A 23157-nucleotide genomic window follows, 5' to 3' on the forward strand; every position below is an offset into this window, starting at 1 on the left:
CCGCACAACCACACCCCATAAAGCTTGCCCGCGAAAGGAATCTAGACATGAGCGCGATTCGCGTCGGATCAGCCCCCGACTCCTGGGGCGTGTGGTTTCCGGACGATCCACAGCAGACCCCTTACACACGATTCCTCGACGAGGTATCCGCGTCGGGATACGAATGGATCGAACTCGGCCCGTTCGGATACCTTCCGACCGATCCAGCCAAGTTGACGGACGAACTCGGCGCCCGCGGCCTGAAGCTGTCGGCCGGTACCGTTTTCGAACACCTGCACCAGGATAATTCCTGGGATGCCGTCTGGAATCAGATCAAGGACGTCGCCAAGTTGACCGCGGCCGTCGGCGGCAAGCACGTGGTGGTCATCCCTGAGATGTGGCGCGATCCTTCCACCGGAGCGGTACTCGAAGACCGCAATCTGACGCCTGAGCAGTGGCGTAAGAAAACCGACGGCATGAACGCTCTCGGGAAGGCGATGCTCGAGGAGTACGGCGTCATGGCGCAGTACCATCCTCATGCCGACAGTCACGTCGACATCGAGGACAACGTCTACAAGTTCCTCGAAGGGACCGACGAGCGTTTCGTGAATCTGTGTCTCGACACCGGCCACATCAGCTACTGCGGCGGTGACAATCTCGCAATTATCGACAAACATCCGGAGCGCATCGGGTACCTACACCTCAAGCAGGTGGATCCGGCGATAGTCGCCAAGGTTGAGGCGGAGGACCTGCCGTTCGGTGAGGCCGTCAAACTCGGTGCCATGATCGAACCGCCGCGCGGAATCCCCGACATGCCACCGCTTCTGGAGGCCATCGAGAAGCTCGGCATCGACGTGTTCGCGATCGTCGAGCAGGACATGTATCCCTGCCATCCCGACACACCGCTGCCCATCGCAGCGCGCACCCAGAAGTACCTGTCCACCTGTGGCGTCCCCGCCGTCCGTTTCAGCTGAGCAACACAATCGAGGAGTACCACCGCATGTCTGACAACCAGGATCTCCGGATCGCAGTGCTCGGCGTCGGCATCATGGGGGCCGATCACGTCGACCGCATCACCAACAAGATCGGCGGTGCCCGCGTCACCGTCGTCAACGACTACTCGCTGGCCCGCGCCGAGGAAATCGCAGCACTGACGCCAGGGGCGCGCGTCGTCGTCGACCCGTTCGATGCCATCGCAGCCGAAGACGTCGACGCCGTTGTTCTCGCAACCCCGGGCCCGACTCATGAGAAGCAGGTTCTTGCCTGCCTCGAAGCGGGCAAGCCTGTTCTCTGCGAAAAGCCGCTGACCACCGACGCGGACAGTTCGCTGGCGATCGTGAAAGCCGAAGCAGCGCTGGGCAAGAAGCTGATCCAGGTCGGCTTCATGCGGCGGTTCGACCACGAATACACCCAGCTCAAGGATTTGATCGACAGCGGCGATCTCGGTCGCCCGCTCGTGCTGCACTGTGCGCATCGTAATCCTGCGGTTCCGAAGGGTTTCGACAGCGCGATGATCGTCAAGGACTCACTCGTCCACGAGGTCGACGTGACACGTTTCCTGCTCGACGAAGAAATCACCTCCGTCCAGATCATCCGACCGGCCGCGAATTCGCTGGCTCCCGCGGGTATTCAGGACCCGCAGATCGCGATCTTCGAGACCGAGTCAGGCAGGCACGTCGACGCCGAGGTTTTTGTCACCACCGGCGTCGCCTACGAGGTGCGCACCGAGGTTGTCGGCGAACTCGGCAGCGCGATGATCGGACTCGACGTGGGGTTGATCCGAAAGAGCAAGCCCGGCAACTGGGGTGGGCAGATCACCCCAGGATTCCGCGAACGCTTCGGGCAGGCGTACGACACCGAGTTTGCCCGCTGGATCAAGGCCGTCAAGACCGGCGCCGACACCGGTCACTACATCGACGGCCCCGGCGCCTGGGACGGCTACGCCGCGGCCGCGGTCTGCGCCGCTGGTGTGAAGTCCCTCGAGTCTGGTCAGCGCGTAGTTGTCGACATGGTTCCGCGAACCTCGGTAGCCGGAGCGTAAACGATGAAGGTCGCACTCGATCCCACACCGTTCCACCACGATTACTCACTGCTCGAGCTTCCTCAGGTTGTTGCCGATCTCGGGTACGAGTACCTGCAACTCACACCGCACGTCGACATGATCCCGTTCTTCAATCACCCGAAAGCTGACGACGCACTCGTCGCCAAATTCCGGAAGGCTTGCGCGAGTGCAGGAGTCGGCATCGCTTCGGTGCTCCCGGTCCTTCGCTGGTCCGGCCCGGACGAGGACGCCCGCGAAGCAGCAGTGCGGTACTGGAAACGGGCCATCCAGATCACCGTCGACCTCGGAGTCAACGTCATGAACACCGAATTCTCCGGCCGCCCCGAAAAAGCCGAAGAGTCCGAGCGTGCGTTCTATCGTTCGATGGAGGAACTGGTTCCGATCATCGAGCGCGAGGGAATCGACGTCCTGATCGATCCACACCCGGACGATTTTGTCGAAGACGGACTTGCCGCGATCCGCACGATCCGCGGCGTGAACTCCAAGAACCTCGGCATGGTGATCGTGGCGTGCCACCAATTCCACATGGGTGGGGACCTCCCCGCCATCATGGAGGCCGCCGGCGACATGGTCCGTCTCGTTCATGTGGCGGACACCATGGACCATCACCGTTCCCACGGACTGCGCTACATCACCAACCCGCCAGGCAACGCCGTTCGAGTGCATCAACATCTCAAGATCGGTGACGGAGACGTCAACTGGGACGAATTCTTCGGAGGCCTGGGAAAACTCGGCTTCTACGAACGTGAGAACACCGTGATGGTGTCGAGCGTCTTCGCCGAGAACGAAAACGCGCACGAGGTTTCCCGATACCAGCGCGAGACGATGAACGACTACGTCGCCAAGTACACCTCCCCGAACTCCTGAGTCACCAGACCACTAGGAAATACCATGACCAGCACTGATACTCGTGTCATCGCGCACTGGTTGGACGGCAAGCCGTTCGCCGGAACGTCCGAGGACACCGCCCCCGTCACCAACCCCGCCACCGGACAGATCACCGGCCGACTGGCCCTGGCGAACCTCGAGGACGCCCGCACCGTCATCGACGCGGCTGCCGCAGCCTTCCCCGCCTGGCGTGACACCTCACTGGCCCGGCGCACGCAGGTACTGTTCAGCTTCCGCGAACTCCTCAATGCTCGCAAAGGTGAACTCGCCGAGATCATCACAGCCGAGCACGGCAAGGTTCTCTCCGACGCCCTCGGCGAAATCAGCCGCGGGCAGGAAGTGGTCGAATTCGCTTGCGGAATACCGCATCTCCTCAAAGGCGGATACACCGAGAACGCCTCGACCAAGGTCGACGTCTACTCCATCCGCCAACCCCTCGGCCCCGTCGGCATCATCTCCCCCTTCAACTTTCCCGCGATGGTCCCCATGTGGTTCTTCCCGGTCGCCATCGCCGCCGGGAACACCGTGATTCTCAAGCCCTCGGAGAAGGACCCCACCGCCGCCATCTGGCTCGCCGAACTCTGGGCCGAAGCCGGTCTGCCTCCCGGCGTCTTCAACGTCCTCCAAGGTGACAAACTCGCCGTGGACGAACTCCTGGAAAACAAAGCAGTCAAAGCGATTTCGTTTGTCGGTTCCACCCCTATCGCCCAGTACGTCTATGCCACCGGCACCGCCAACGGCAAACGCGTCCAAGCACTCGGCGGCGCCAAGAATCACGCGATCGTTCTACCGGACGCAGACCTCGACCTCGCCGCCGACGCAATGGTCAACGCGGGATTCGGTTCCGCCGGCGAACGCTGCATGGCAATCTCCGCCCTCGTAGCGGTCGGCGACATTGCAGATGAACTCGTGGCCAAGATCGTCGAACGCACCACTCCCCTCGTCACCGGCGACGGCACCAAGAACCCCGACATGGGTCCGCTTGTCACCCAGGCCCACCGCGACAAGGTCGCCTCCTACGTCGATGCAGGCGAGAAGGACGGCGCCACCATCGTGGTCGACGGACGCACAGTTCAGGCCGATGGTGGAGCTGACGGCTTCTGGCTCGGGCCCACCCTCATCGACCACGTCACCACCGACATGTCGATCTACACGGACGAAATCTTCGGACCTGTCCTGTCCGTCGTGCGTGTCGACACCTACGACCAAGCCCTCGAACTGATCAACAACAATCCGTACGGAAACGGCACCGCCATCTTCACCAACGACGGCGGCGCTGCCCGACGCTTCCAGAACGAGGTGGAGGTCGGCATGATCGGCATCAACGTCCCCATCCCGGTTCCCATGGCCTACTACAGCTTCGGCGGCTGGAAGAACAGCCTCTTCGGCGACACCCACGCCCACGGGACCGAAGGTGTTCATTTCTTCACGCGCGGCAAGGCCGTCACCAGTCGCTGGCTCGACCCCAGCCACGGCGGTATCAACCTCGGCTTCCCCGAGAACAGCTAGCCGGCAAGACATTTGTGGCCGAGACTCTCGAAGAGGCTCGGCCACAGATGTTTTCGACAGGGCTACGCGACGGTGGGGTGGTACGTCAGTACCTGAACTCCGGATTCGTATCGACGATCGTCCTTCAACTCGAGGACGATCTTGTCGGCCGATTCGGGGAAGACCCTCCCGCCGGACCCGAGAATGACCGGGAAGACCATCAGGCGCAGCTCGTCGACCAGACCCGCCGACAGCAACGCGTGGACGAGCGTCCGACTTCCCGCCACCAGAATCTCGCCGTCGACCTGCTCCTCGAGCTTCGGGACGGACTCCTCGATAGGACCGGTGAGCGCCGTCGAGTTGTTCCATTCGAGCGGCTCGGTCGAACTCGTGACGACGTACTTGGGCATCTCGTTCATCTTGTCCGCGAAGCCTTGGTCGTCCTCCCGCTCAGGCCAGGCACCGGCAAAACTCTCGTAGGTCCGCCGACCGAGTAGAAGCACGTCCGCGGCGAGGGTTTCGTCGAGTTTGAACTTCATCTGATCGCCCTCCTGGTAGGGAAAGACCCATCCAGTGTGCGCATAACCCGGTTCACCACCGGGCGCTTCCATCACCATGTCCAAAGACACGAATTCTGTCACCACGATCTTGCCCATACCGATCCCCTGTCGTCAGTGCGTGTGCGCCATTCGAGTAGTCGACTACCCCACTGTTACAGACTCTGCGTGGCCGGGGAACTCATCGACGGCAATCGGCAACGTCAGCATCCGAAGACGTCAGCACACAACCCAGGCGCCGTTCTCCTTGATCAATGTGATGTCCTCGCGCATCATCGCGGACGGATCCTCGGTGCTGTAATGGCGGGTGTTGGCCGTCGCCGAATCCCCGTTCACCACGATGTTCTCAACACCGTCCAGTCTCAGACTGGCAAGTGCGTCGTCGAACGGCGACTCTTCGACCCGCGGACTCTCGCTGCGCATCGAACTGCATTGAGTGCTGTCCACTGCCTCCCAGTCTCGTTCGGCCATGAATTCGAAACTCTGACCGACGACGGCAGAGATTTGGCTCTCGGCCGACCGTTCCGAATCGCCGGAACATCCGACGACAGCAGCCAATGCTCCGACGAGCGTCGTTGCCGCGAGCGTCCGGCGTCCACGTATGCCTGCGAGGTCCATCCGTCCATTATGACCGATGTACAAACCGAATCGTCTGTTTTCGATACCCGCGCTTGCGTGGCGATTCGGACGTTCACTCTGGTTCGCATACCCTCGTATATCGATGATGTGGCGTCGAAAGTGTGCAGTGGCAGTGGCCGGAACAGTGCTCTCAGGGAGCATTGCGTTTTCCGGTGTCGTAGGTAGCTCGGGAATCGCCGGCGCCCAACCGGCCCCGCCGCCGACCACCACCGAGGCGCCGTTCACAACACCCAACACCGACAGCTGCCCCTTCACGAGTAGCCCGGCACCGGCGATCGATCTCTCCGAAGCTCCCGCGCCCGGATCCACGGTCCCGACTGCTGTCCCGATTCCGGAAAGCCCCGTCGGTGGAGACAAGCTCGACGAGTGTGGTGTTGTGCTCCCAGACGGCGCTGCCCCGCTCCCGGCCGACATCGCTGCATCCGGATGGGTACTCGCGGATGCTGAAACCGGCGAGGTCCTCGCCGCCAAAGATCCGCACGGTCGCTACCGACCGGCCAGCACCATCAAGATGCTGTTGGCTCTCGTCGCGCTCGACGAACTCGATCTCGACACCGAAATCACCGCAACGGCCGAGGACGCAGACGCTGAAGGTAGTGCCGTCGGCATCGGCAAGGGCGGTAAGTACACCAACCGACAGCTGATGCAAGGTCTGGTCATGGCGTCGGGGAACGATGCAGCGCATGCTCTTGCCCGTCAACTCGGCGGTGACGCTGCAGCCGTGTCGAAGATGAATGCCCTCGCCGCCGACCTCGGCGCCCTCGATACTCGCACGGCAACTCCGTCCGGACTCGACGGCCCGGGGATGAGCAGCTCACCGTACGACCTGGCCGTGATATTCCATACCGCACTGCAGAACCCGACATTCGCCAGTCTGATCCATACCGAGACCGTCGAGTTCCCCGGCTTCCCCAAGGACCCGACAATTCCCGATGATCAGGACCGGCCCGGATTCACTCTCGCGAACGACAATCAGTTGCTCTACAACTACGACGGTGCGTTGGGCGGCAAGACCGGCTTCACCGACGACGCCCGCCACACGTACGTGGGTGCCGCGGAGCGTAACGGCCGGAAACTACTGGTGACATTGATGGGCGGCGAAGCCAAGCCGATCCGTCCGTGGGAGCAAGCTGCCCGTCTACTCGACTACGGATATGCACTCCCAGCGAGCACAACCGTCGGCTCGTTGACGGACCGATCGACCGACGATGCCACGCCCGACGTCACCCGCACACCGTCTGCCGCTGCACCAGGCTCGATCTCGGCAGCACCCACCGCCACCGACAGCGAGTCGGACACCACTGACCGCATCCTCATCGGCGCGGTCGGTGGCGTGGTGGTGATCGCGTTGGTGGCGGGAGCAGTCGCCCTCAACCGTCGACGGCGCTAGCGCGGCCGACGACGCAGGAAGCCCGAAAGACCCAGGCCGGCAACCGCTCCCGTGGCGATCAATGCAACGGCACGCGACGGTGAGGCACCATCGCTGACAACCACGCGCGGCGAGATCACTGCGGGATCGGGCGGAGGAACGAAGGCCAAAGCCATACTTTCCTTTGTCGTCGCCGCCCACGCCGTGCAGAAAAGCAGCATCCTCGACGCCGTGAACACGAACACGAGCAAACCGATGATCGGGCCGAATGCCACACCCGCGGGGCCACCGGTGACGGCAGCGAGGTAGATCGCACCCACCTGCTTGAAGATCTCGAACACAACCGCGGCGATGAGCGCCGCCTGCGCGGCGCTGCGCAGCGTGACAGGCTCGCGCGGTAGCCGGGCGATCACCCACAGGAAGACCGCCCACGTCGCCAGCAGTGACAGCAACAGTGAAACGACTCTGAGCCCCACACCGACACCGGTGATGTTCTCGAGGTTGAGCCACTTCACGATCTGAGTGGCTACCGGCCCGCTGCTCAGCGCCGACATTCCGAGCGAGACGACCATGGCGAGGGCCAGACCGATAAGTGCCCCTGCGTCACCGAGTTTGGTGCGCACGAAACCCTTCGGCTCGCGCTTGCTCTCCCACATGGCCGTCAGCGCGTCGCGAACGTTTGCCATCCAACCCAGACCCGCGTACGCGGCACCCAGGAGACCGAAGATTCCGACGCTGGCGCGCGAATCGATAGCCGAATCGATCAGCGTGTTGATGGTGTCACCCAAGCTGCCAGGAATGCTCTTGGTGATCTGCTCCTGAATCGACTCCAGGTACTCGGGATGCCCGGCCAATACGAAACCAGCCACGGCAAACGCGACCATCATGATCGGAATCAGTGCCAGAACGCTGAAGTACGTGATTCCCGCAGCGTAGTAGTCGCCCTTTTGCTCTTGGAACCGTCCAGCGGCGCGAACCAGATGATCGAGCCAGGGTCGCGCTGCCCGTTGCTTCTCCAGAAAGCTGGGTGCGTCGTCGTCCGTGTCAGCCATTGCCGTCCCCCTCATGTTCGGTCAGGCGTCGTGAGTCCGAATTCGCGTCGGTCAGCCCTTCGGTGCCAGGAATCCGACCTTGTCATAGACAGCGGCGAGAGTGCGTGAAGACACCTCGCGGGCGCGGTGCGCTCCGGCCGCGATGATGCGATCCAGCTCCGCCTCGTCTGCGAGGTAACCGTCCACCTTCGCTTTGAGCGGGGTGACGAACTCGGTCAGGACATCAGCGGTATCGGTTTTGAGGTCGCCGTACCCCTTGCCTTCGTAACCGGCCACCAGAGTCTCGATCGGTACTCCGGAGAGAGCCGACTGAATGGTGAGCAGGTTGCTGACACCGGGCTTGGCCTGGGGGTCGAAGCGAATCTCGCGCTCGTTGTCGGTGACGGCCGACTTGATCTTCCTCGCCGACACCTTCGGATCGTCGAGCAGATTGATCAGTCCGGCCGCACTGGCAGCGGACTTGCTCATCTTCGCGGTCGGATCCTGCAGGTCGTAGATCTTTGCCGTGCCCTTGATGATCTGCGGCTCGGGAACGACGAACGCCTTGCCGTAGCGGGTGTTGAACCGGCCGGCAAGATCGCGTGCGAGTTCGAGGTGCTGGCGCTGATCCTCGCCCACCGGGACTCGTTGCGGGCGGTACAGGAGGATGTCCGCGGCCATCAGAACCGGATACGTGAACAAACCGACACTGGCGTTGTCGCTGCCTTGCTTGGCGGACTTGTCCTTGAACTGAGTCATGCGGCTGGCTTCACCGAAACCGGTGATGCAGTTGAGGACCCACGCCAACTGCGTGTGCTCGGGTACCTGACTCTGCACGAACAGTGTCGCCCGATCGGGATCGATACCCACTGCGAGGAGCTGAGCCACCGCAACCTTGGTGCGACGACGCAGTTCCTTCGGGTCCTGCGTCACCGTGATGGCGTGAAGATCCGGAATGAAGTAGAAAGCGTCGAAATCGTCCTGCAACGGAACCCACTGCTGCAGTGCACCCAGGTAGTTGCCGAGGTGGAATGAATCCGACGTCGGCTGGATTCCGGAAAGCACGCGAGGCTTTGCGGTGGGCTTCTGTTCTGCAGGGGTCGACATGGTTCCGATCTTTTCACGAGTGGAAATCAGTGCAGTGGCGTGGTGCCCGGGTAGTCGAGTTCGACGAGGTCTTCACCGGTGGCGATGGGGTCGTCCTCACCGAACTGGTAGACGGTCCGGAAAACGACGGGTTCCCATTCTTCGGCGTAGAAGTCCATGGTTCCGCGGAACCACTCCAACTGATCCTGTTGCTCGGACAGTAGAGAACCCGTGCCTCGGACCACAACTACATATCCGGCGCCCAATCCGAGTACATCGTCCAGATCTCGCATGACGTCGTCGAAAGCATCCTTGTTCCGCCCGAAGTGGGACGGAAACTGGAAGGCCGCCGCGAACTCGTCGAAGACCTGCGCCGTTGTCCGCATCTTCTCGCCACGAACCACTCGAACGACAAAATTCTCGCCACGGAGTTCACGCGCAAGATCATCCGCGACCGCTTGCTCGCCGCGCAGGGCCACCGAAGTCACGTCGGAAGACGGGTCCAGCCACTGCGCCACGCTGACGGTAGACGAGTCGGACATCAGCGAATCCTCACAAAGGTGTCGTAGTGATCGAGGGTGTACCACGCCGAACCGTCGTTGCCGGTCACGATTCGCTCGGCGTCGCGGCCTTGGCCGTTCTTCTTCGCGTTGACGTCCCATTCCTGATAGACGACACGTCCACCACCCGCACCGACAGCAGGTAGACGCCCCTCACTGTTGCGGAAGGTGATGCCGCCCTTGGTGCCCGGCGCGTTGGCGGAATCCGGCCACCTCCCGGCGTCGATCTCCACGAGCGTGGCGAGAACTCGCGCCGGCGCATCGCTGCTTGCCTGCTGCGTTGTCTTGGCAGCGGAACTCGACGGCGCAGTCTTGGTGGTGGCGCCAGGCTTGGCTTGAACACCCGAGGACTGGACGCTCGAGGACTTGGTGACCGACGACGTCCCGGACGACGCCGAACTGTCGGAGTCGCGTGACGCAAGCGTCACCGCCAGCACAAGCGCCACCACGGCAACGACGACGGTGATGATGGCGTTGCGCGTTTTTGCGCTCGGCATCTTCAAACCTTCAGGCATGCGCGTTCCTACCGGTACGAGACGGTGACAGGTGCGTGGTCCGACCAACGGAGGTCGTAGGACTCAGCGCGTTCCACGAGGGCAACCTTGGCCCGCTCGGCGTAGCCGCGGGTGGCAACCTGGTAATCGATACGCCACCCCGAGTCGTTGTCGAATGCCTTGCCGCGGTACGACCACCACGAGTAAGGACCATCGACACCAGGGTGAAGGGTGCGGAAGACGTCCACCCACGCGGAATCGTCGGCGAACAGAAGGTCCATCCACGCGCGCTCCTCCGGGAGGAATCCCGAAGACTTCTTGTTGGTCTTCCAGTTCTTGAGGTCGAGTTCGGTGTGTGCGATGTTCCAATCGCCGCTGACCACCACGTGGCGATCGGCCGACTCGGCCGCTGCGGCGGTGGAGGCGAGGTGAACTGCGAAGGACGCCATGAACCGTTCCTTCTCCTCCTGCTTCGGTGTGAGCGCCTCACCGGACGGCAGGTACAGGCTCGCGACGGTCAGATCCGCGAAGTCGGCTTCGATGTATCGACCGGCTTCGAGAAATTCGTCGTCTCCGTGACCGATCCGCACCGCGTCGGGTTCGGTGCGTGAGAGCACCGCGACTCCGTTGCGTCCCTTCGCGGACGGCTCGGCCGAGACCAGGAACCATCCGTTGCCGAGCGCTGGCTCGAGGGTCTCACGAAGCTGATCGTCCGACGCACGCGTTTCCTGAAGGCAGATGAAATCCGCCGACGTCTTCTCCAGCCAATCGAGCATGCCCTTGCGGGCCGCTGCTCGAACGCCGTTGACGTTCACGGACGTGATGGTGTGGGGAGCAAGAATGTGGGAGTCAGCAGTTTGTGGCACGGCAAGCACCGTAGCCGATTCCACCGACGTGGATCGGCGCCCAGGTCAGCGCACGGCCCTACGCTGCAGAATCACTGCAATCGCCAGTACGGCAAGACCCGCGACCGCCAGCAAAGACCCTACCGCCGCCGGCGCCGTGTACCCGTAACCGGCCGCGATCACGACGCCGCCGATCCACGCTCCGAAGGCGTTGGCGATGTTCAGCGCGGCGTGATTGAGAGAAGCAGCCAGGGTCTGAGCGTCCTCGGCGACGTCCATCAGCCGTGTCTGCAGACCTGGAACCATCGAGGACCCCGCGAGACCGATGAGGAAGACGAAGATCAGTGCCGTGTAGGGATTGCGCACAGCGATCACGAAGACCGCGAGGATCACCACGAGGGATCCCATCGACAGGAACAGACCCTTCATCAATGCGCGATCCGCGAGGTATCCGCCGACGAAGTTGCCGGCCACCATGCCCAGTCCGTAGAGCATGAGTGCCAGGGGAATGAACGAAGCGCCGAGCCCGGACACGTCGGTGAGCGTCGTACTGATGTAGGTGTAGACGGCAAACATGCCGCCGAACCCGACCATGCCCACGATCAGCGTCATCCACACCTGGACGCGGCCCAGTGCCCCGAGTTCGGTGATCGGATTTGTCACCGGCATGCCGTCCAAACGCGGAATCCAGACGAAGAGCGAAGCAACGGTTGCCACCCCGATCACGGCGACCAAAGCGAAAGCGCTGCGCCAGCCGAGTGCCTGACCGATCCAGGCGGCGACCGGTACCCCGATCACGTTGGCCACGGAAAGACCCATCATGACCATCGCCACGGCCTTGGCGCGTTTGCCCGGTTCGGCCAGGTGAGCTGCGACCAACGCGGCGACTCCGAAGTACGCGCCGTGCGGCAATCCGGCGACGAAGCGAGCCATCATCAGAGTCGTGTACGAGGGAGCGAAAACCGAGGCGGCATTGCCGACGGTGAAGGCGACCATGAGCGCGATCAACAGTGTGCGGCGCGGTACCCGTGCGGTGAGAGCAGCGATCAGCGGAGCGCCGACGACAACCCCGAGCGCGTACGCGGAGATCACGTGACCTGCGATGGGTTCCGAGACGCCGAGCCCGGATGCCATTTCCGGGAGCAATCCCATGGCGACGAACTCGGTGGTGCCGATACCGAAACCGCCGAGGGCGAGAGCGAGCATCGCCGGACCTCTGGTGGAACGAACCCCGGGTGTCGAGGCGTCAGAACGGGAGAGGGTAGACGAAGTCACTGATCAATTGTGATCTCACACCTGGTTGAACTTCCAAGTGAGAGCGGGTGAGTTCACTCACGTGAGACCGCGAACACAAATGGGACGCCCGGTTTCCCGGACGTCCCATTCGCGAGGTGAAGCGGTGAATCTACTTCGCGGCCATGGCCTTCTGCAGGTTCACGTCGAGTGCGCCGAGGAACTCCTCGGTGGTCAGGTAGCCCTGATCGCCGCCGACCAGCATCGAGAGGTCCTTGGTCATCTGGCCGCTTTCGACGGTCTTGATGACAACGTCTTCGAGCGCCTGCGCGAAGCCGATGACCTCAGGGGTGCTGTCGAGCTTGCCACGGTGCTCGAGCCCACGGGTCCACGCGAAGATGGACGCGATCGGGTTGGTCGAGGTGGGCTTGCCCTGCTGGTGCTGACGGTAGTGACGCGTCACGGTGCCGTGAGCAGCCTCTGCCTCACAGGTCCGTCCGTCCGGTGTGAGCAGAACCGACGTCATGAGGCCGAGCGAGCCGAAGCCCTGGGCCACGGTGTCGGACTGGACGTCACCGTCGTAGTTCTTGCATGCCCAGACGTAGCCGCCCTCCCACTTGAGTGCGGAAGCGACCATGTCGTCGATGAGGCGGTGCTCGTAGGTCAGACCTGCGGCATCGAACTCAGCCTTGAACTCGGTCTCGTAGATGTGCTGGAAGATGTCCTTGAAGGCACCGTCGTACGCCTTGAGAATGGTGTTCTTGGTGGACAGGTACACCGGGTAGTTCTGCTGGAGACCATAGGTGAGCGACGCGCGAGCGAAGTCACGGATGGAATCGTTGAAGTTGTACTGCCCCTGAACGATGCCGCCGTTCTCGGGGAAGTTGACCAGTTCGTGCTCGATCGGTGCGCTGCCGTCCTCGGGCGTGTAGGTGATCATCACCTTGCCGGGGCCGGGGACCTTGAAGTCTGTGGCGCGGTACTGGTCGCCGAATGCGTGACGGCCGATGATGATCGGCTTGGTCCAGCCCGGAACGAGTCGCGGAACGTTGGAGATGATGATCGGTGCGCGGAAGATCGTGCCGCCGAGAATGTTGCGGATCGTTCCGTTCGGGGAACGCCACATCTTCTTGAGACCGAATTCCTCGACACGTGCCTCGTCCGGCGTGATCGTGGCGCATTTGACGCCGACGCCGTGCTTCTGGATCGCGTGCGCTGCGTCGATGGTGACCTGGTCGTCGGTCTCGTCGCGGTACTCGATACCGAGGTCGTAGTACTCGAGGTTCACATCGAGATACGGATGGATCAACTTGTCTTTGATGAACTGCCAGATAATGCGCGTCATCTCATCGCCGTCGAGTTCGACGACGGTGCCCTCAACCTTGATTTTGGACATGGGTGCTTCGCGTCCTCCTAGGAAGTTTCCCTGGTTACACGGTTGCGGTCACACTTTGTGAGTGGGTCCGCGAACGGTTCGATTATCAAACCTAGACGGTGTGGACTGATCTCGGGAGATGAGTCCCAAACAAGACAAGCGTACTGCTAACCCGTGAGGCCGCAACCGGCAGGTCCACTCACCGGTCTCTACTCACGAGTAACTTTTGCCTGCTAGTGGGCTACGTCGCTCTGCCGCGCGTGCGGTTGCGGCTCACATTTCGCCCCGTGTCAGGACTGCGCTCACTTCCCGGTAGAATCCGACTTGGTCATGAGTGCCAGCGTCAAGCCCCGGCTCGCTGGACGGCAACCCTCCAACCGCGGTGGGGTGCCCCGGGTGATGACCAGGTTTCCCGAAGTGGATCTGCTCGCGCAGTTCCACCGCAATTCGGGTGACAAGCGCGGGTCCGACAGGGACGGACCCCAGACCGGGCCGAGCCCCACGGAGGTATTTCAGTATGTGTCGCACTTGCAGATAGACCCCAGCACGGGGCGGCGATCATTCGCCCCCGTCCGACATCTATCCGTCAGACCACTGGAGTGAACAAATCATGACCGACAACACAGCCGACGCCGCAGCAACTTCTGATCCGACCGCGAACTGGTCGTTCGAGACCAAGCAGGTGCACGCCGGGCAGACAGCGGACACCGCCACCCATGCGCGCGCTCTACCGATCTACCAGACCACCAGCTACGTCTTCGACAGCACCGATCACGCTGCCGCACTGTTCGGCCTGGCCGAGCCGGGCAACATCTACACGCGAATCATGAATCCGACGCAGGACGCCGTCGAGCAGCGGATCGCCGCCCTGGAAGGCGGAGTCGCCGCACTCCTCCTGTCCTCGGGTCAGGCTGCCGAGACCATCGCGATCCTCAACATCGCCGAGGCCGGCGATCACATCGTCTCGAGCCCGTACCTGTACGGCGGCACGTACAACCTCCTGCATTACACACTTCGTAAGCTGGGCATCGAAGTCACGTTCGTCGAAGATCCCGACGATATCGACCAGTGGCGCGAAGCCATTCGCCCGAACACGAAGGCGTTCTACGGCGAAACGATCGCCAATCCCAAGAACCACATCCTCGATCTACCCGGCATCTCGTCGCTGGCCCACGAGAACGGTCTTCCGTTGATCGTGGACAACACCGTGGCGACGCCGTACCTGCTACGCCCACTCGAACACGGCGCCGACATCGTCGTTCACTCCGCCACGAAATACCTAGGTGGACACGGCACCGCGATCGCCGGCGTCATCGTCGACGGCGGCACCTTCGACTGGACACAGGGTCGCCACACGAACTTCACGACGCCTGATCCCAGCTACCACGGCGTCACCTTCGCGGACCTCGGTGCACCGGCGTTTGCACTCAAGGCTCGCGTCCAACTGCTGCGCGATCTCGGCTCCGCCGTGGCGCCGTTCAACGCGTTCCTCATCGCGCAGGGCATCGAGACCTTGAGCCTGCGCATCGAGCGCCACGTATCCAATGCACAGAAGGTCGCCGAATTCCTCGACGGCCACGGCGAGGTGGCCTCCGTCTCCTACGCGGGACTCCCCTCCTCACCCTGGTTCGAACGTGGAAAGCAGCTGACGCCCAAGGGAACCGGCGCCATCGTCACCTTCGAGCTGCCCGGCGGGATCGATGCGGGCAAGAAATTCGTCAACGCCCTGACGCTGCACAGCCACGTCGCCAACATCGGTGACGTTCGCTCACTCGTCATCCACCCCGCGTCGACGACGCACTCGCAGCTCACCCCCGAAGAGCAGCTCGCCTCCGGTGTCACGCCCGGACTCGTCCGCCTCGCGGTCGGCATCGAAGGAATCGACGACATCCTCGCCGATCTCACCGTCGGCCTGGCTGCGGTGGCAAACTCGTGACCGTGAACGAATTGGAGCCCAGGATCGACCTCCTACCCCCGGCCGACGGTCAGGTGGGGTTCGTCGACATCGGCGCCCTGGAACTCGAAAGCGGCGCGGTGCTCCCATCCGTTTCGCTCGCCGTTCAGCGCTGGGGTGAGCTGTCCCCGAACCGCGACAACGTCGTACTCGTCGAGCACGCACTGACCGGAGACTCGCACGTCACCGGTCCGATCTCCGCGAATCAGCCCTCCCCCGGCTGGTGGAACGGAATGGTCGGCCCCGGCGAACCGATCGACACCGGGGAATGGTGCGTCGTCGCAACCAATGTCCTCGGTGGTTGTCGCGGCACGACCGGTCCCAGTTCACTGGCCGACGACGGCAAGCCGTGGGGCAGCCGGTTCCCGGAAATTTCCATCCGGGATCAGATCGCGGCGGAGAAGAAGCTCGTCGATCTCCTCGGGATCGACCAGTTGGCCTCGGTGGTCGGTGGATCCATGGGCGGCATGCGCACCCTCGAATGGGCAGTTACCTACCCGGACAGCATTCGCTCCGCGTTGGTTCTCGCAACCGGTTCACGGGCCACCGCAGATCAGATCGGCACCCAGACGACGCAGATCGCGGCCATCGTCTCCGATCCGGATTGGCAGGGCGGTGACTACCACGGAACGGGGCGGGCACCTCGCGCCGGGCTCGGCATCGCTCGTCGCATCGCGCACCTGACGTACCGCACCGAGTCCGAACTGGATGCGCGCTTCGAGAACTCCGCTCAGAACGACGAAAACCCGTGGAACGGTGGACGATACGCTGTGCAGAGTTACCTGGAACATCAGGCGGACAAGCTGGTCGACCGCTTCGACCCGAGCACGTACGTCCTCCTGACCGAGGCCATGAACCGGCACGACATCGGCCGTGGACGCGGCGGTGTCGCGGCGGCGTTGGCGTCGATCACGGCACCGGTCGTCGTGGGCGGCGTGGATTCGGATCGGCTGTATCCCCTCCGTTTGCAGGAGGAGATCGCCGACGGAATTTCCACGTGCAGCGGCCTCGAGATTCTCAAGTCCAAGGACGGCCACGACGGCTTCCTGACGGAGGCGGACGCCGTCGCCGGACTCCTTCGCCGAACGATGGAGTTCGCGCGCACGGGTCGCTGATCCGGGACAGAGCCACATTTTCAGGATTCGTCAATGTCGGGAAAACCACAGCTGATCTGCGGGTTTTCCCGACATTTTCATTGGCGAACGTGAGCCGGCGCGGCTAACATCGGCGAACGTGACTCAGCCATGCTCGACGCGCCTGCAGGCTACGTACATTCCCGAGCACATGTCCTTCGCGTTCTGGGGTGACGCAGACCCGGCAGCGCGACTGTCGGCACTGGGGATGCCGATCGGGTCGCCGGGCGTGTGCAGGCTTGCGATCCCGGTCGACGAGTCGATCACAGCAACCGACGTCGAAGCGCAACTGCTCGACCTCACCACCTCGATCGACGCCTTCCACAACCTCGATGCAGGTCGCGGCGACCTCGGACCGTCGTTGCTCGCGTGGAAGCGCGTCATCGAGACCGGCGCACATGACATTCCGACCGCGGCGCATGCGGCGATCGACGGGGACGACACGAAGATCCGAAGCGCCCGGTCCACGGTGCGGTTGTTCACGGATGCGCGTACAGCCCTGGACAGCCTTCGCCGAGCAAAGATTCAGGCGAATCTGCGCCCGTATCAAATGCAGGGAGTTGCCTGGCTGACGGCGCTGTCGGGTTCGGGTGGTGGGATCTTGGCCGACGAGATGGGTTTGGGTAAGACACTGCAAGCGATTTCGATGATCGCGATCCGCGCCGACGACGGCCCGCATCTGGTTGTGTGTCCCACCTCGGTGATCGGAAACTGGCGCCGCGAGATCGAGCGATTCGCTCCGCATCTGCCACTGCACGTTCATCACGGGGCTGCTCGCGCGCTTCCCACTCGTATCCCCGCCGGCACCACGGTTCTGACCAGCTACAGCGTCTTGCGTTCCGATGCGGCCCAATTGAGCCCGATCCACTGGAGTTCGGTGATCTTCGACGAGGCGCAGCAGATCAAGAACCCCGCTTCCCTCGCTGCGAAAGCGGCAATGCAGTTGTCGGCCGACGTCAAGGTGGCGATGACCGGCACGCCGGTGGAGAACCGCCTCGAGGAGTTGTGGTCACTCTTTCGCGTTGCCAATCCCGACGTCCTCGGAACTCGCGCACGTTTTCGTCAACGCTTCGCCGTCCCGATCGAATCCGGTCGATCCGCCACTGCGGCGACCAGGCTTGCCGCGGTCATCGATCCTTTCATTCTGCGCAGAACCAAAGACACAGTGGCCAAGGATCTTCCGCCCAAGCAGTTCTCCACTGTCTCGTGCACTCTGACATCGGAACAGGCGCGGACCTATCGGTCGGCAGTCGCCGATGCTTTCGACACCGGGTTGGGCACGGGAATTGCCCGACGCGGCAACATCCTTGCGCTGCTGACCACCCTCAAACAGGTATGCAATCACCCCGCGCAGGTGACCGGCGATACGGACGACCTCTACGGAAGATCCGGAAAGCTCGACCGCGCAACGGAAATGATCGCCGAGATCGTCGACGACGGCGATCGCGCGCTGATATTCACGCAGTACCGGACGATGGGCGAGATGCTTTCGCGGCACCTGGGATCCGAATTGGGAATCGGCGCCGTGCCTTTCCTCCACGGCGGCCTGAACACCGACAAGCGCGACGGGATGGTCGACGCGTTCCAGAACGACGCGGATTCCCCGCCGGTTCTGATCCTGAGCCTGCGCGCCGCCGGCTTCGGCCTCAACCTCACCCGCGCAAGTCACGTCGTGCACTACGACCGGTGGTGGAACCCAGCCGTCGAAGATCAGGCAACCGACCGGGCACACCGCATCGGCCAGAAGCGCACCGTCAACGTCCACACCTTGGTGACGGGCGGAACCGTGGAGGATCACATCGCAGCGATGCACGAGTCCAAACGAGCTGTAGCCGATGCTGTTTCCGGCAACGTGGAGGCCGCCCTGGCGGATCTTCCCGACACCGAATTGCGTGAACTTCTCGAACTCGACGGCGCGGTGATCATCTGATGGCCAACGAATTCGGCGTCACCGCTTGGGGTCGGGCGTGGCTGCGCACGGTGGAACGGACCGCGGCATCCGGTCCGAACCCATCCCTGCCGACAGCTCGAACCCTCGCACGCAACGGGTCGGTGGAATTCACCGCGGTCTCATCGGGGACCGTCGTCGCCGAGGTGAGCACCAAAGCAAAAACCTCGTCGGTGACGATTGGTGTCCCACTGTGGACCAAATCCGAAATCGCTGCAGTGAAGAGCCTTCTCCGCTCGGCTGGCAAGGCCAACAGATCCGTCTGCACCGGCGAACTACCGGACAGCGTCGTCACCGAACTGCAGGCTCGAAATATCGCAGTAGCCGTTGATCTTTCGGAGTGCACTGCCAGTTGCAACTGCTCAGGCCGACGCTCGCCGTGCGTTCACCATCTCGCCGCGATCTACGCCCTGGCCGGGCGAATCGACGAGGAACCGGTCCTCGCAGTGACGCTGCGAAGTGCACCGGACAAGGCCGGAAAGAAGTCGGCATCCACTCAGTCACCGGAGTGGATCCCCTTGAGCGACATCGACATCCGCTCGTTCTACGGGGACTGACCTTCTCAGTCGGTACCGAGCGGATCGATGGTCAGGGCAAGCGTCGCGATCAACGCTCCCATGACGCCCATCGCCGCGGTGTCGAAAACCCTTCCGCGCACGGCAAGCAACCCCACACGATTCTCGGGAACGAACCACCGAGCGGCAGCTCCGATGATGACGGCAACACCGAAGACGAGAGCGCCGCGGCGCCACCGGTCGGCCAACACGAGAACAACAGCTGCCGCGATCACGGCAAGGACCGCGAGCATGGGCAGATTCTTCTTCGCGAGGCCGACCAGTGAGGACATCGGACTCAGACTCCGGCCAGAACCCGCTCGGCGCGCTCGACCACGTTGGTGATCAGGAACGCGCGGGTCAGCGGCCCGACACCACCGGGGTTGGGTGAGACGAACCCGGCGACCTCGTTGACGTCGGCTGCGACGTCGCCGCGCAGGCCGTCGTCGGTGCGACTGACGCCGACATCGAGGACCGCTGCTCCGGGCTTGACCATGTCGGCGGTGATGAGACCGGGAACCCCGGCGGCGGCGACGATGATGTCGGCGCGGCGAACCTCGGCTGCGAGATCGCGGGTACCGGTGTGGCAGAGCGTGACCGTGGCGTTCTCGCTACGACGCGTCAGCAACAGTCCGATCGGGCGACCGACTGTGACGCCTCGTCCGACTACCACCACGTGTGCGCCTGCAATAGGGACCTCGTAGCGGCGCAGGAGATGCAGGATTCCACGCGGGGTGCACGGCAGCGGGGCTTCCTTGCCCAACACCAGTCGACCGAGGTTGACCGGGTGCAAGCCGTCGGCATCCTTGTCAGGGTCGATGCGCTCGAGGGCCGCGTTCTCGTCGAGGTGCTTGGGAAGGGGCAACTGCACGATGTAGCCGGTGCACTCGGGATTGCCGTTGAGCTCGTCGATCGTCGCGTTGAGCTGCTCCTGCGTGATGTCGGCAGGCAGGTCGCGTCGCAAAGAATTGATACCGACCTTGGCGCAGTCGTTGTGCTTGCCGCGCACGTAAGCAGCGGATCCGGGGTCGTCGCCTACCAGGATGGTGCCCAAGCCGGGCGTGATGCCCTCTGCCTTCAGAGCGCTCACCCGCACCTTCAGGTCTTCGAAGATTTCGTCGCGGGTAGCTTTGCCGTCGAGGATCGTTGCAGTCACGGCGACCATTGTTCCAGGTTAGGGTCGATGAGTGACAACGGCTCCGGAACTACGCGGCCCGAGAGTGGTCCTCTCCCCGCTCGCGCCCGATCATCACGCCCGTCTGCGGGCAATTCACCTGCACCCGGACGTCGTGCAGTGGTGGCAAAATCCCGATGACGACTGGCCTGCGGCGCCGGAGGCCGGCACCATGCGCTACAGCATTTTCTACGGTGACCAACTGATCGGCTTCATCCAGTGGTACGAAGCTGAGGACAACCCCGACTTCCGCCACGCCGGGCTCGACTTGTTTCTCGATCCCGACTTCCACGGCCAAGGGTTCGGTCGCGAATCGATACGGGTGCTGTGCGCCCATCTGATCGACGATCTCGCATTCCACCGTCTTGTCATCGACCCCGAGGTCGACAACTCCGTCGCCATCGCGTGCTACCGATCTGTGGGATTCAAGGACGTCGGGGTGATGCGCGAGTACTCGCGAGATCGCCACGGTGTGTGGAAGGACGGACTGTTGATGGATCTCCTTGCTCGGGAATTCATCCGCTGATCGACTGGGACGAGTTCGAAAGGACCGACATCATGTTGCTGGACAAGGAATTCACGGCCACCCTGCAGAAGAGCGACGCCAGGGGCGGGTGGACTTATGTGATCTGGCCGGAGTCCGCCGAGTTCTTCGGCACCCGTGGCCTGGTCAAGGTGCGCGGGACGATCGACGGACATCCGTTCCAGAGTTCGTTTATGGCGTTGGGCGACGGCAACCACAAGCTGCCGGTCAAAGCCGATCTCCGCAAAGCCATCGGCAAGGACACGGGCGAGCGGGTGACCGTGCGACTCGAGGAGCGCTTGCAGAGCTAGGCGTCACTACTTCATATCGACGACAAGACCGTGCGCCGACGCGTACGCCACCGCCTGCATCAACTCGATCTGTGCGTTTCCGACGGATGCGGACGTCCACAGGCTCGGATCGATCCGCGCACCGCGCAGGTCTGCACCTTCGAGTTTGAGTCCACCCGTGCGAGCACCGGACAGATCCGCGGACGCCAGCACCGCGCCCCGCATGTCGGCCCGAACCAGGTTCGCTTCACGGAAGCGGCATGAGGTGAAGTCGATCTTCCTCAGGTCCGCCCCGCCGAGTGAGGTCAACGAGAAGTCGACTTCGTCGAGCGTCAACGGCCGGATGCGGCAACCGTCGAACGTCGACCCGAGCAGACTGCAGTTCCGGAACGTGCTGTGCCACAGGCTGGTCCGCGCAAAATTGCAGGATCGGAACGCTGTTCCCGTGTGCACGGACTCCCCCAGATCGGTGCCGGTGAAATCACAATCCGTGAACACCACCGACTCCGTCGTGAGTCCGGTGAGATCGGCGTCTCGGAAATTGCAGTTGGTGAAAGTGCGCTGACGCCACTTCTGCCCGGCCAGCCGCGCGTCTGAATAGTCTTCGCCGACGACATCGTCGGATTCTTCGGGGAGCATGCCGTCCATACTGCCCCGCCGCACCGACACCGGTTCAGCGCCCCTGATGGCAGCCGACAATCAGCCGGCCGACACCCAGCGATCTCGTCCGTCGCTACCAATCCCACACACCATCGGAGTGCCCTTCTTTGTCACGCCTGTTGCTCCAGGGGTCGAACAGAACGAGCCCGGATTCACCGTTCCTCCCGACGGTTTCGGTGGAACGTACGCCGGTTCTGTTGTCTTCGGCGGTGTGTACGCCGGAGCGGGCGGAACGTACGGCGTTGTCGTGATCGCCGGGACCTGCGGCACCAGCGGCACGATTGCCACGGTGGTTGTCGTGGTCGGCAGCGTCGTCGCTGTAGTCGTGGTCGGCGGGGCGGACGACGTTGTGGTCTTTGTCGTCGACGGGACGGTGCTATTGGTTGTCGTCGCTGCAGCTGTCGTCGAAGAGGTCGCAGCAGGCGTCGTCGATTCTTCCGACTTGCCCGCTCCCGTCGCCGCAGCGATGGCCACCAGTCCCACGACTGCTGCGCCGGCGATCCACGGCCACTTCCGCCGCTTGCTTCCTTCTTCGGCGTTTGCGTCCGGCGCCGCCGATCCCGGCGCACCGTAGACCTGCGTCGGAGTACCGAATGCTTGAGTAGGTGCGTCGACGCCCTTGGGCCGTGTCTGTGCGGTCCACTGCTGACCGTCCCAGTAACGGTCGATCGTGGGGTCGAAGGGGTCGGGGTTCCAACCGGCGGGAGGGTTCATGAAAAGTCCGTTCTGAGAAGAGTGCCGGAAATAGGTTCGCACGGACTGGCCGGTTTGTTACCAATTCGCCCACACTTCTCGACCGCTCTTCTCGCCGACGCGGGCGCCGATATGCCGCCCGGTACAGTTCCTCGAGTGTTCCGAGTGATGTTCCACGAGCCCCGCATCCCACCCAACACCGGAAACGCGATCCGCATGGTCGCAGGCACCGGTTGCGAACTCCACCTGGTCGGCCCTCTCGGGTTCGATTTGTCGGAGCCGAAGCTCAAGCGCGCAGGCTTGGACTACCACGATCTGGCGACTGTCACCGTCCACGAAGACCTGGCCGCTGCCTGGGAAGCCGTCACGCCCGCTCGCGTATTCGCCTTCACCGCACACGCGACCACGTCGTATGCCGATATCGCCTACCAACCCGGGGATGTCCTGCTGTTCGGCCCCGAACCCACCGGATTGTCCGAGGAAGTGCTGGCGGACGAACACATCACCGAGCGTCTGCGTATCCCAATGCTTCCCGGACGCCGGTCCCTCAACCTCTCCAACGCTGCCGCCCTGGTGACGTACGAGGCCTGGCGTCAGCACGGGTTCAAGGGCGCCGTCTGAT

General features: G+C 63.1%; 25 protein-coding genes, 1 pseudogene and 1 riboswitch. Of the genes and pseudogenes, 13 read left to right on the forward strand and 13 right to left on the reverse strand.

The window, feature by feature from the left end; translation table 11 throughout:
• The first annotated feature begins 47 nt into the window (after positions 1 to 47).
• From ACFT1A_RS15450 to ACFT1A_RS15465, 4 genes are read left to right on the forward strand one after another with little or no spacing between them, the layout of a single operon-like run.
• Complete coding sequence (locus ACFT1A_RS15450) at positions 48 to 953, forward strand: sugar phosphate isomerase/epimerase family protein (protein WP_378447713.1); 906 nt, start codon at positions 48 to 50, stop codon at positions 951 to 953.
• 26 nt (positions 954 to 979) lie between these two features.
• Positions 980 to 2020 (forward strand): Gfo/Idh/MocA family protein, encoded by a 1041-nt coding sequence (locus tag ACFT1A_RS15455; RefSeq protein WP_378447714.1) that lies wholly within the window; start codon positions 980 to 982, stop codon positions 2018 to 2020.
• 3 nt (positions 2021 to 2023) lie between these two features.
• Entirely contained in the window at positions 2024 to 2908 is an 885-nt protein-coding gene (locus ACFT1A_RS15460) for a sugar phosphate isomerase/epimerase family protein (protein WP_063316670.1), read from the forward strand.
• A 24-nt stretch (positions 2909 to 2932) separates the two neighbouring features.
• Positions 2933 to 4438 carry a CoA-acylating methylmalonate-semialdehyde dehydrogenase gene (locus tag ACFT1A_RS15465; RefSeq protein ID WP_378447715.1) on the forward strand — a complete coding sequence of 502 codons (1506 nt, stop codon included), beginning with the start codon at positions 2933 to 2935 and terminating at the stop codon, positions 4436 to 4438.
• A gap of 62 nt (positions 4439 to 4500) precedes the next feature.
• Here the strand turns inward: ACFT1A_RS15465 and ACFT1A_RS15470 are convergent, their stop codons facing one another.
• Together ACFT1A_RS15470 and ACFT1A_RS15475 are read right to left on the reverse strand one after the other, a co-directional pair.
• Positions 4501 to 5073, reverse strand: coding sequence for a dihydrofolate reductase family protein (locus ACFT1A_RS15470; protein ID WP_378447716.1), 573 nt, complete (start codon positions 5071 to 5073; stop codon positions 4501 to 4503).
• A gap of 120 nt (positions 5074 to 5193) precedes the next feature.
• Positions 5194 to 5592 (reverse strand): hypothetical protein, encoded by a 399-nt coding sequence (locus ACFT1A_RS15475; protein ID WP_378447717.1) that lies wholly within the window; start codon positions 5590 to 5592, stop codon positions 5194 to 5196.
• 103 nt (positions 5593 to 5695) lie between these two features.
• On the opposite strand from ACFT1A_RS15475, the gene ACFT1A_RS15480 reads away from it, so the two are divergent.
• Positions 5696 to 7003 (forward strand): serine hydrolase, encoded by a 1308-nt coding sequence (locus tag ACFT1A_RS15480; RefSeq protein WP_378447718.1) that lies wholly within the window; start codon positions 5696 to 5698, stop codon positions 7001 to 7003.
• Here ACFT1A_RS15480 and yhjD read toward each other — a convergent pair.
• From yhjD to ACFT1A_RS15515, 7 genes are all read right to left on the reverse strand, one after another.
• A complete protein-coding gene (yhjD, locus tag ACFT1A_RS15485) occupies positions 7000 to 8034 on the reverse strand; it encodes an inner membrane protein YhjD (RefSeq protein WP_378447719.1) in 1035 nt (344 codons plus the stop codon). The genes ACFT1A_RS15480 and yhjD overlap by 4 nt on opposite strands.
• Before the next feature lie 51 nt (positions 8035 to 8085).
• The gene (trpS, locus tag ACFT1A_RS15490; RefSeq protein WP_378447720.1) at positions 8086 to 9120 is read right to left on the reverse strand and encodes a tryptophan--tRNA ligase; all 1035 of its coding nucleotides are present in this window, start codon (positions 9118 to 9120) and stop codon (positions 8086 to 8088) included.
• Positions 9121 to 9146: 26 nt separating this feature from the next.
• A complete protein-coding gene (locus tag ACFT1A_RS15495; RefSeq protein WP_378447721.1) occupies positions 9147 to 9641 on the reverse strand; it encodes a barstar family protein in 495 nt (164 codons plus the stop codon).
• Entirely contained in the window at positions 9641 to 10174 is a 534-nt protein-coding gene (locus ACFT1A_RS15500; protein ID WP_378447722.1) for a ribonuclease domain-containing protein, read from the reverse strand. Before ACFT1A_RS15500 ends, ACFT1A_RS15495 begins: the two co-directional genes overlap by 1 nt.
• A gap of 8 nt (positions 10175 to 10182) precedes the next feature.
• Entirely contained in the window at positions 10183 to 11028 is an 846-nt protein-coding gene (locus ACFT1A_RS15505; RefSeq protein ID WP_378447723.1) for an exodeoxyribonuclease III, read from the reverse strand.
• Between the two features lie 36 nt (positions 11029 to 11064).
• Positions 11065 to 12273, reverse strand: a complete 1209-nt coding sequence (locus ACFT1A_RS15510) for an MFS transporter (RefSeq protein WP_378447724.1) — start codon at positions 12271 to 12273, stop codon at positions 11065 to 11067.
• A gap of 130 nt (positions 12274 to 12403) precedes the next feature.
• Positions 12404 to 13627 (reverse strand): NADP-dependent isocitrate dehydrogenase, encoded by a 1224-nt coding sequence (locus ACFT1A_RS15515; RefSeq protein ID WP_378447725.1) that lies wholly within the window; start codon positions 13625 to 13627, stop codon positions 12404 to 12406.
• 305 nt (positions 13628 to 13932) lie between these two features.
• Positions 13933 to 14073: riboswitch (SAM riboswitch) on the forward strand.
• A 143-nt stretch (positions 14074 to 14216) separates the two neighbouring features.
• On the opposite strand from ACFT1A_RS15515, the gene ACFT1A_RS15520 reads away from it, so the two are divergent.
• The 4 genes from ACFT1A_RS15520 to ACFT1A_RS15535 all read left to right on the forward strand — a co-directional run bounded on the left by ACFT1A_RS15520 (position 14217) and on the right by ACFT1A_RS15535 (position 19198).
• A complete protein-coding gene (locus ACFT1A_RS15520; protein WP_378447726.1) occupies positions 14217 to 15542 on the forward strand; it encodes a bifunctional o-acetylhomoserine/o-acetylserine sulfhydrylase in 1326 nt (441 codons plus the stop codon).
• Positions 15539 to 16675 carry a homoserine O-acetyltransferase gene (locus ACFT1A_RS15525; RefSeq protein ID WP_378447727.1) on the forward strand — a complete coding sequence of 379 codons (1137 nt, stop codon included), beginning with the start codon at positions 15539 to 15541 and terminating at the stop codon, positions 16673 to 16675. Before ACFT1A_RS15520 ends, ACFT1A_RS15525 begins: the two co-directional genes overlap by 4 nt.
• Positions 16676 to 16844: 169 nt before the next feature.
• Positions 16845 to 18623 (forward strand): DEAD/DEAH box helicase, encoded by a 1779-nt coding sequence (locus ACFT1A_RS15530; RefSeq protein ID WP_378447835.1) that lies wholly within the window; start codon positions 16845 to 16847, stop codon positions 18621 to 18623.
• The gene (locus tag ACFT1A_RS15535; protein WP_378447728.1) at positions 18623 to 19198 is read left to right on the forward strand and encodes a hypothetical protein; all 576 of its coding nucleotides are present in this window, start codon (positions 18623 to 18625) and stop codon (positions 19196 to 19198) included. The genes ACFT1A_RS15530 and ACFT1A_RS15535 overlap by 1 nt, the downstream gene beginning before the upstream one ends.
• Before the next feature lie 5 nt (positions 19199 to 19203).
• Here the strand turns inward: ACFT1A_RS15535 and ACFT1A_RS15540 are convergent, their stop codons facing one another.
• Positions 19204 to 19488 carry a DUF3017 domain-containing protein gene (locus ACFT1A_RS15540; protein WP_230812347.1) on the reverse strand — a complete coding sequence of 95 codons (285 nt, stop codon included), beginning with the start codon at positions 19486 to 19488 and terminating at the stop codon, positions 19204 to 19206.
• Between the two features lie 5 nt (positions 19489 to 19493).
• Complete coding sequence (locus ACFT1A_RS15545) at positions 19494 to 20351, reverse strand: bifunctional methylenetetrahydrofolate dehydrogenase/methenyltetrahydrofolate cyclohydrolase (RefSeq protein ID WP_378447729.1); 858 nt, start codon at positions 20349 to 20351, stop codon at positions 19494 to 19496.
• A gap of 31 nt (positions 20352 to 20382) precedes the next feature.
• On the opposite strand from ACFT1A_RS15545, the gene ACFT1A_RS15550 reads away from it, so the two are divergent.
• Both ACFT1A_RS15550 and ACFT1A_RS15555 read left to right on the forward strand, forming a co-directional pair.
• The gene (locus ACFT1A_RS15550) at positions 20383 to 20895 is read left to right on the forward strand and encodes a GNAT family N-acetyltransferase (protein WP_378447730.1); all 513 of its coding nucleotides are present in this window, start codon (positions 20383 to 20385) and stop codon (positions 20893 to 20895) included.
• Positions 20896 to 20927: 32 nt separating this feature from the next.
• Positions 20928 to 21203, forward strand: a complete 276-nt coding sequence (locus ACFT1A_RS15555) for a DUF1905 domain-containing protein (RefSeq protein WP_378447731.1) — start codon at positions 20928 to 20930, stop codon at positions 21201 to 21203.
• Positions 21204 to 21209: 6 nt separating this feature from the next.
• On the opposite strand, the gene ACFT1A_RS15560 is transcribed toward ACFT1A_RS15555, so the two are convergent.
• Positions 21210 to 21830 carry a pentapeptide repeat-containing protein gene (locus tag ACFT1A_RS15560; protein WP_003940770.1) on the reverse strand — a complete coding sequence of 207 codons (621 nt, stop codon included), beginning with the start codon at positions 21828 to 21830 and terminating at the stop codon, positions 21210 to 21212.
• Here ACFT1A_RS15560 and ACFT1A_RS15565 point away from each other — a divergent pair.
• The gene (locus ACFT1A_RS15565; RefSeq protein ID WP_378447840.1) at positions 21820 to 22416 is read left to right on the forward strand and encodes a hypothetical protein; all 597 of its coding nucleotides are present in this window, start codon (positions 21820 to 21822) and stop codon (positions 22414 to 22416) included. The two genes, ACFT1A_RS15560 and ACFT1A_RS15565, sit on opposite strands and share 11 nt — an antisense overlap.
• A gap of 44 nt (positions 22417 to 22460) precedes the next feature.
• Here the strand turns inward: ACFT1A_RS15565 and ACFT1A_RS15570 are convergent.
• A pseudogene (locus ACFT1A_RS15570) lies at positions 22461 to 22556 on the reverse strand (DUF2510 domain-containing protein); the annotation flags it as partial.
• 135 nt (positions 22557 to 22691) lie between these two features.
• On the opposite strand from ACFT1A_RS15570, the gene ACFT1A_RS15575 reads away from it, so the two are divergent.
• On the forward strand, positions 22692 to 23156 hold the full coding sequence (locus ACFT1A_RS15575) for a tRNA (cytidine(34)-2'-O)-methyltransferase (RefSeq protein WP_378447732.1): 465 nt from the start codon (positions 22692 to 22694) through the stop codon (positions 23154 to 23156).
• Position 23157 lies beyond the last annotated feature (1 nt).

This window comes from Rhodococcus sp. NPDC057135 (genome assembly GCF_042670865.1).
Taxonomy (GTDB): domain Bacteria; phylum Actinomycetota; class Actinomycetes; order Mycobacteriales; family Mycobacteriaceae; genus Rhodococcus_F.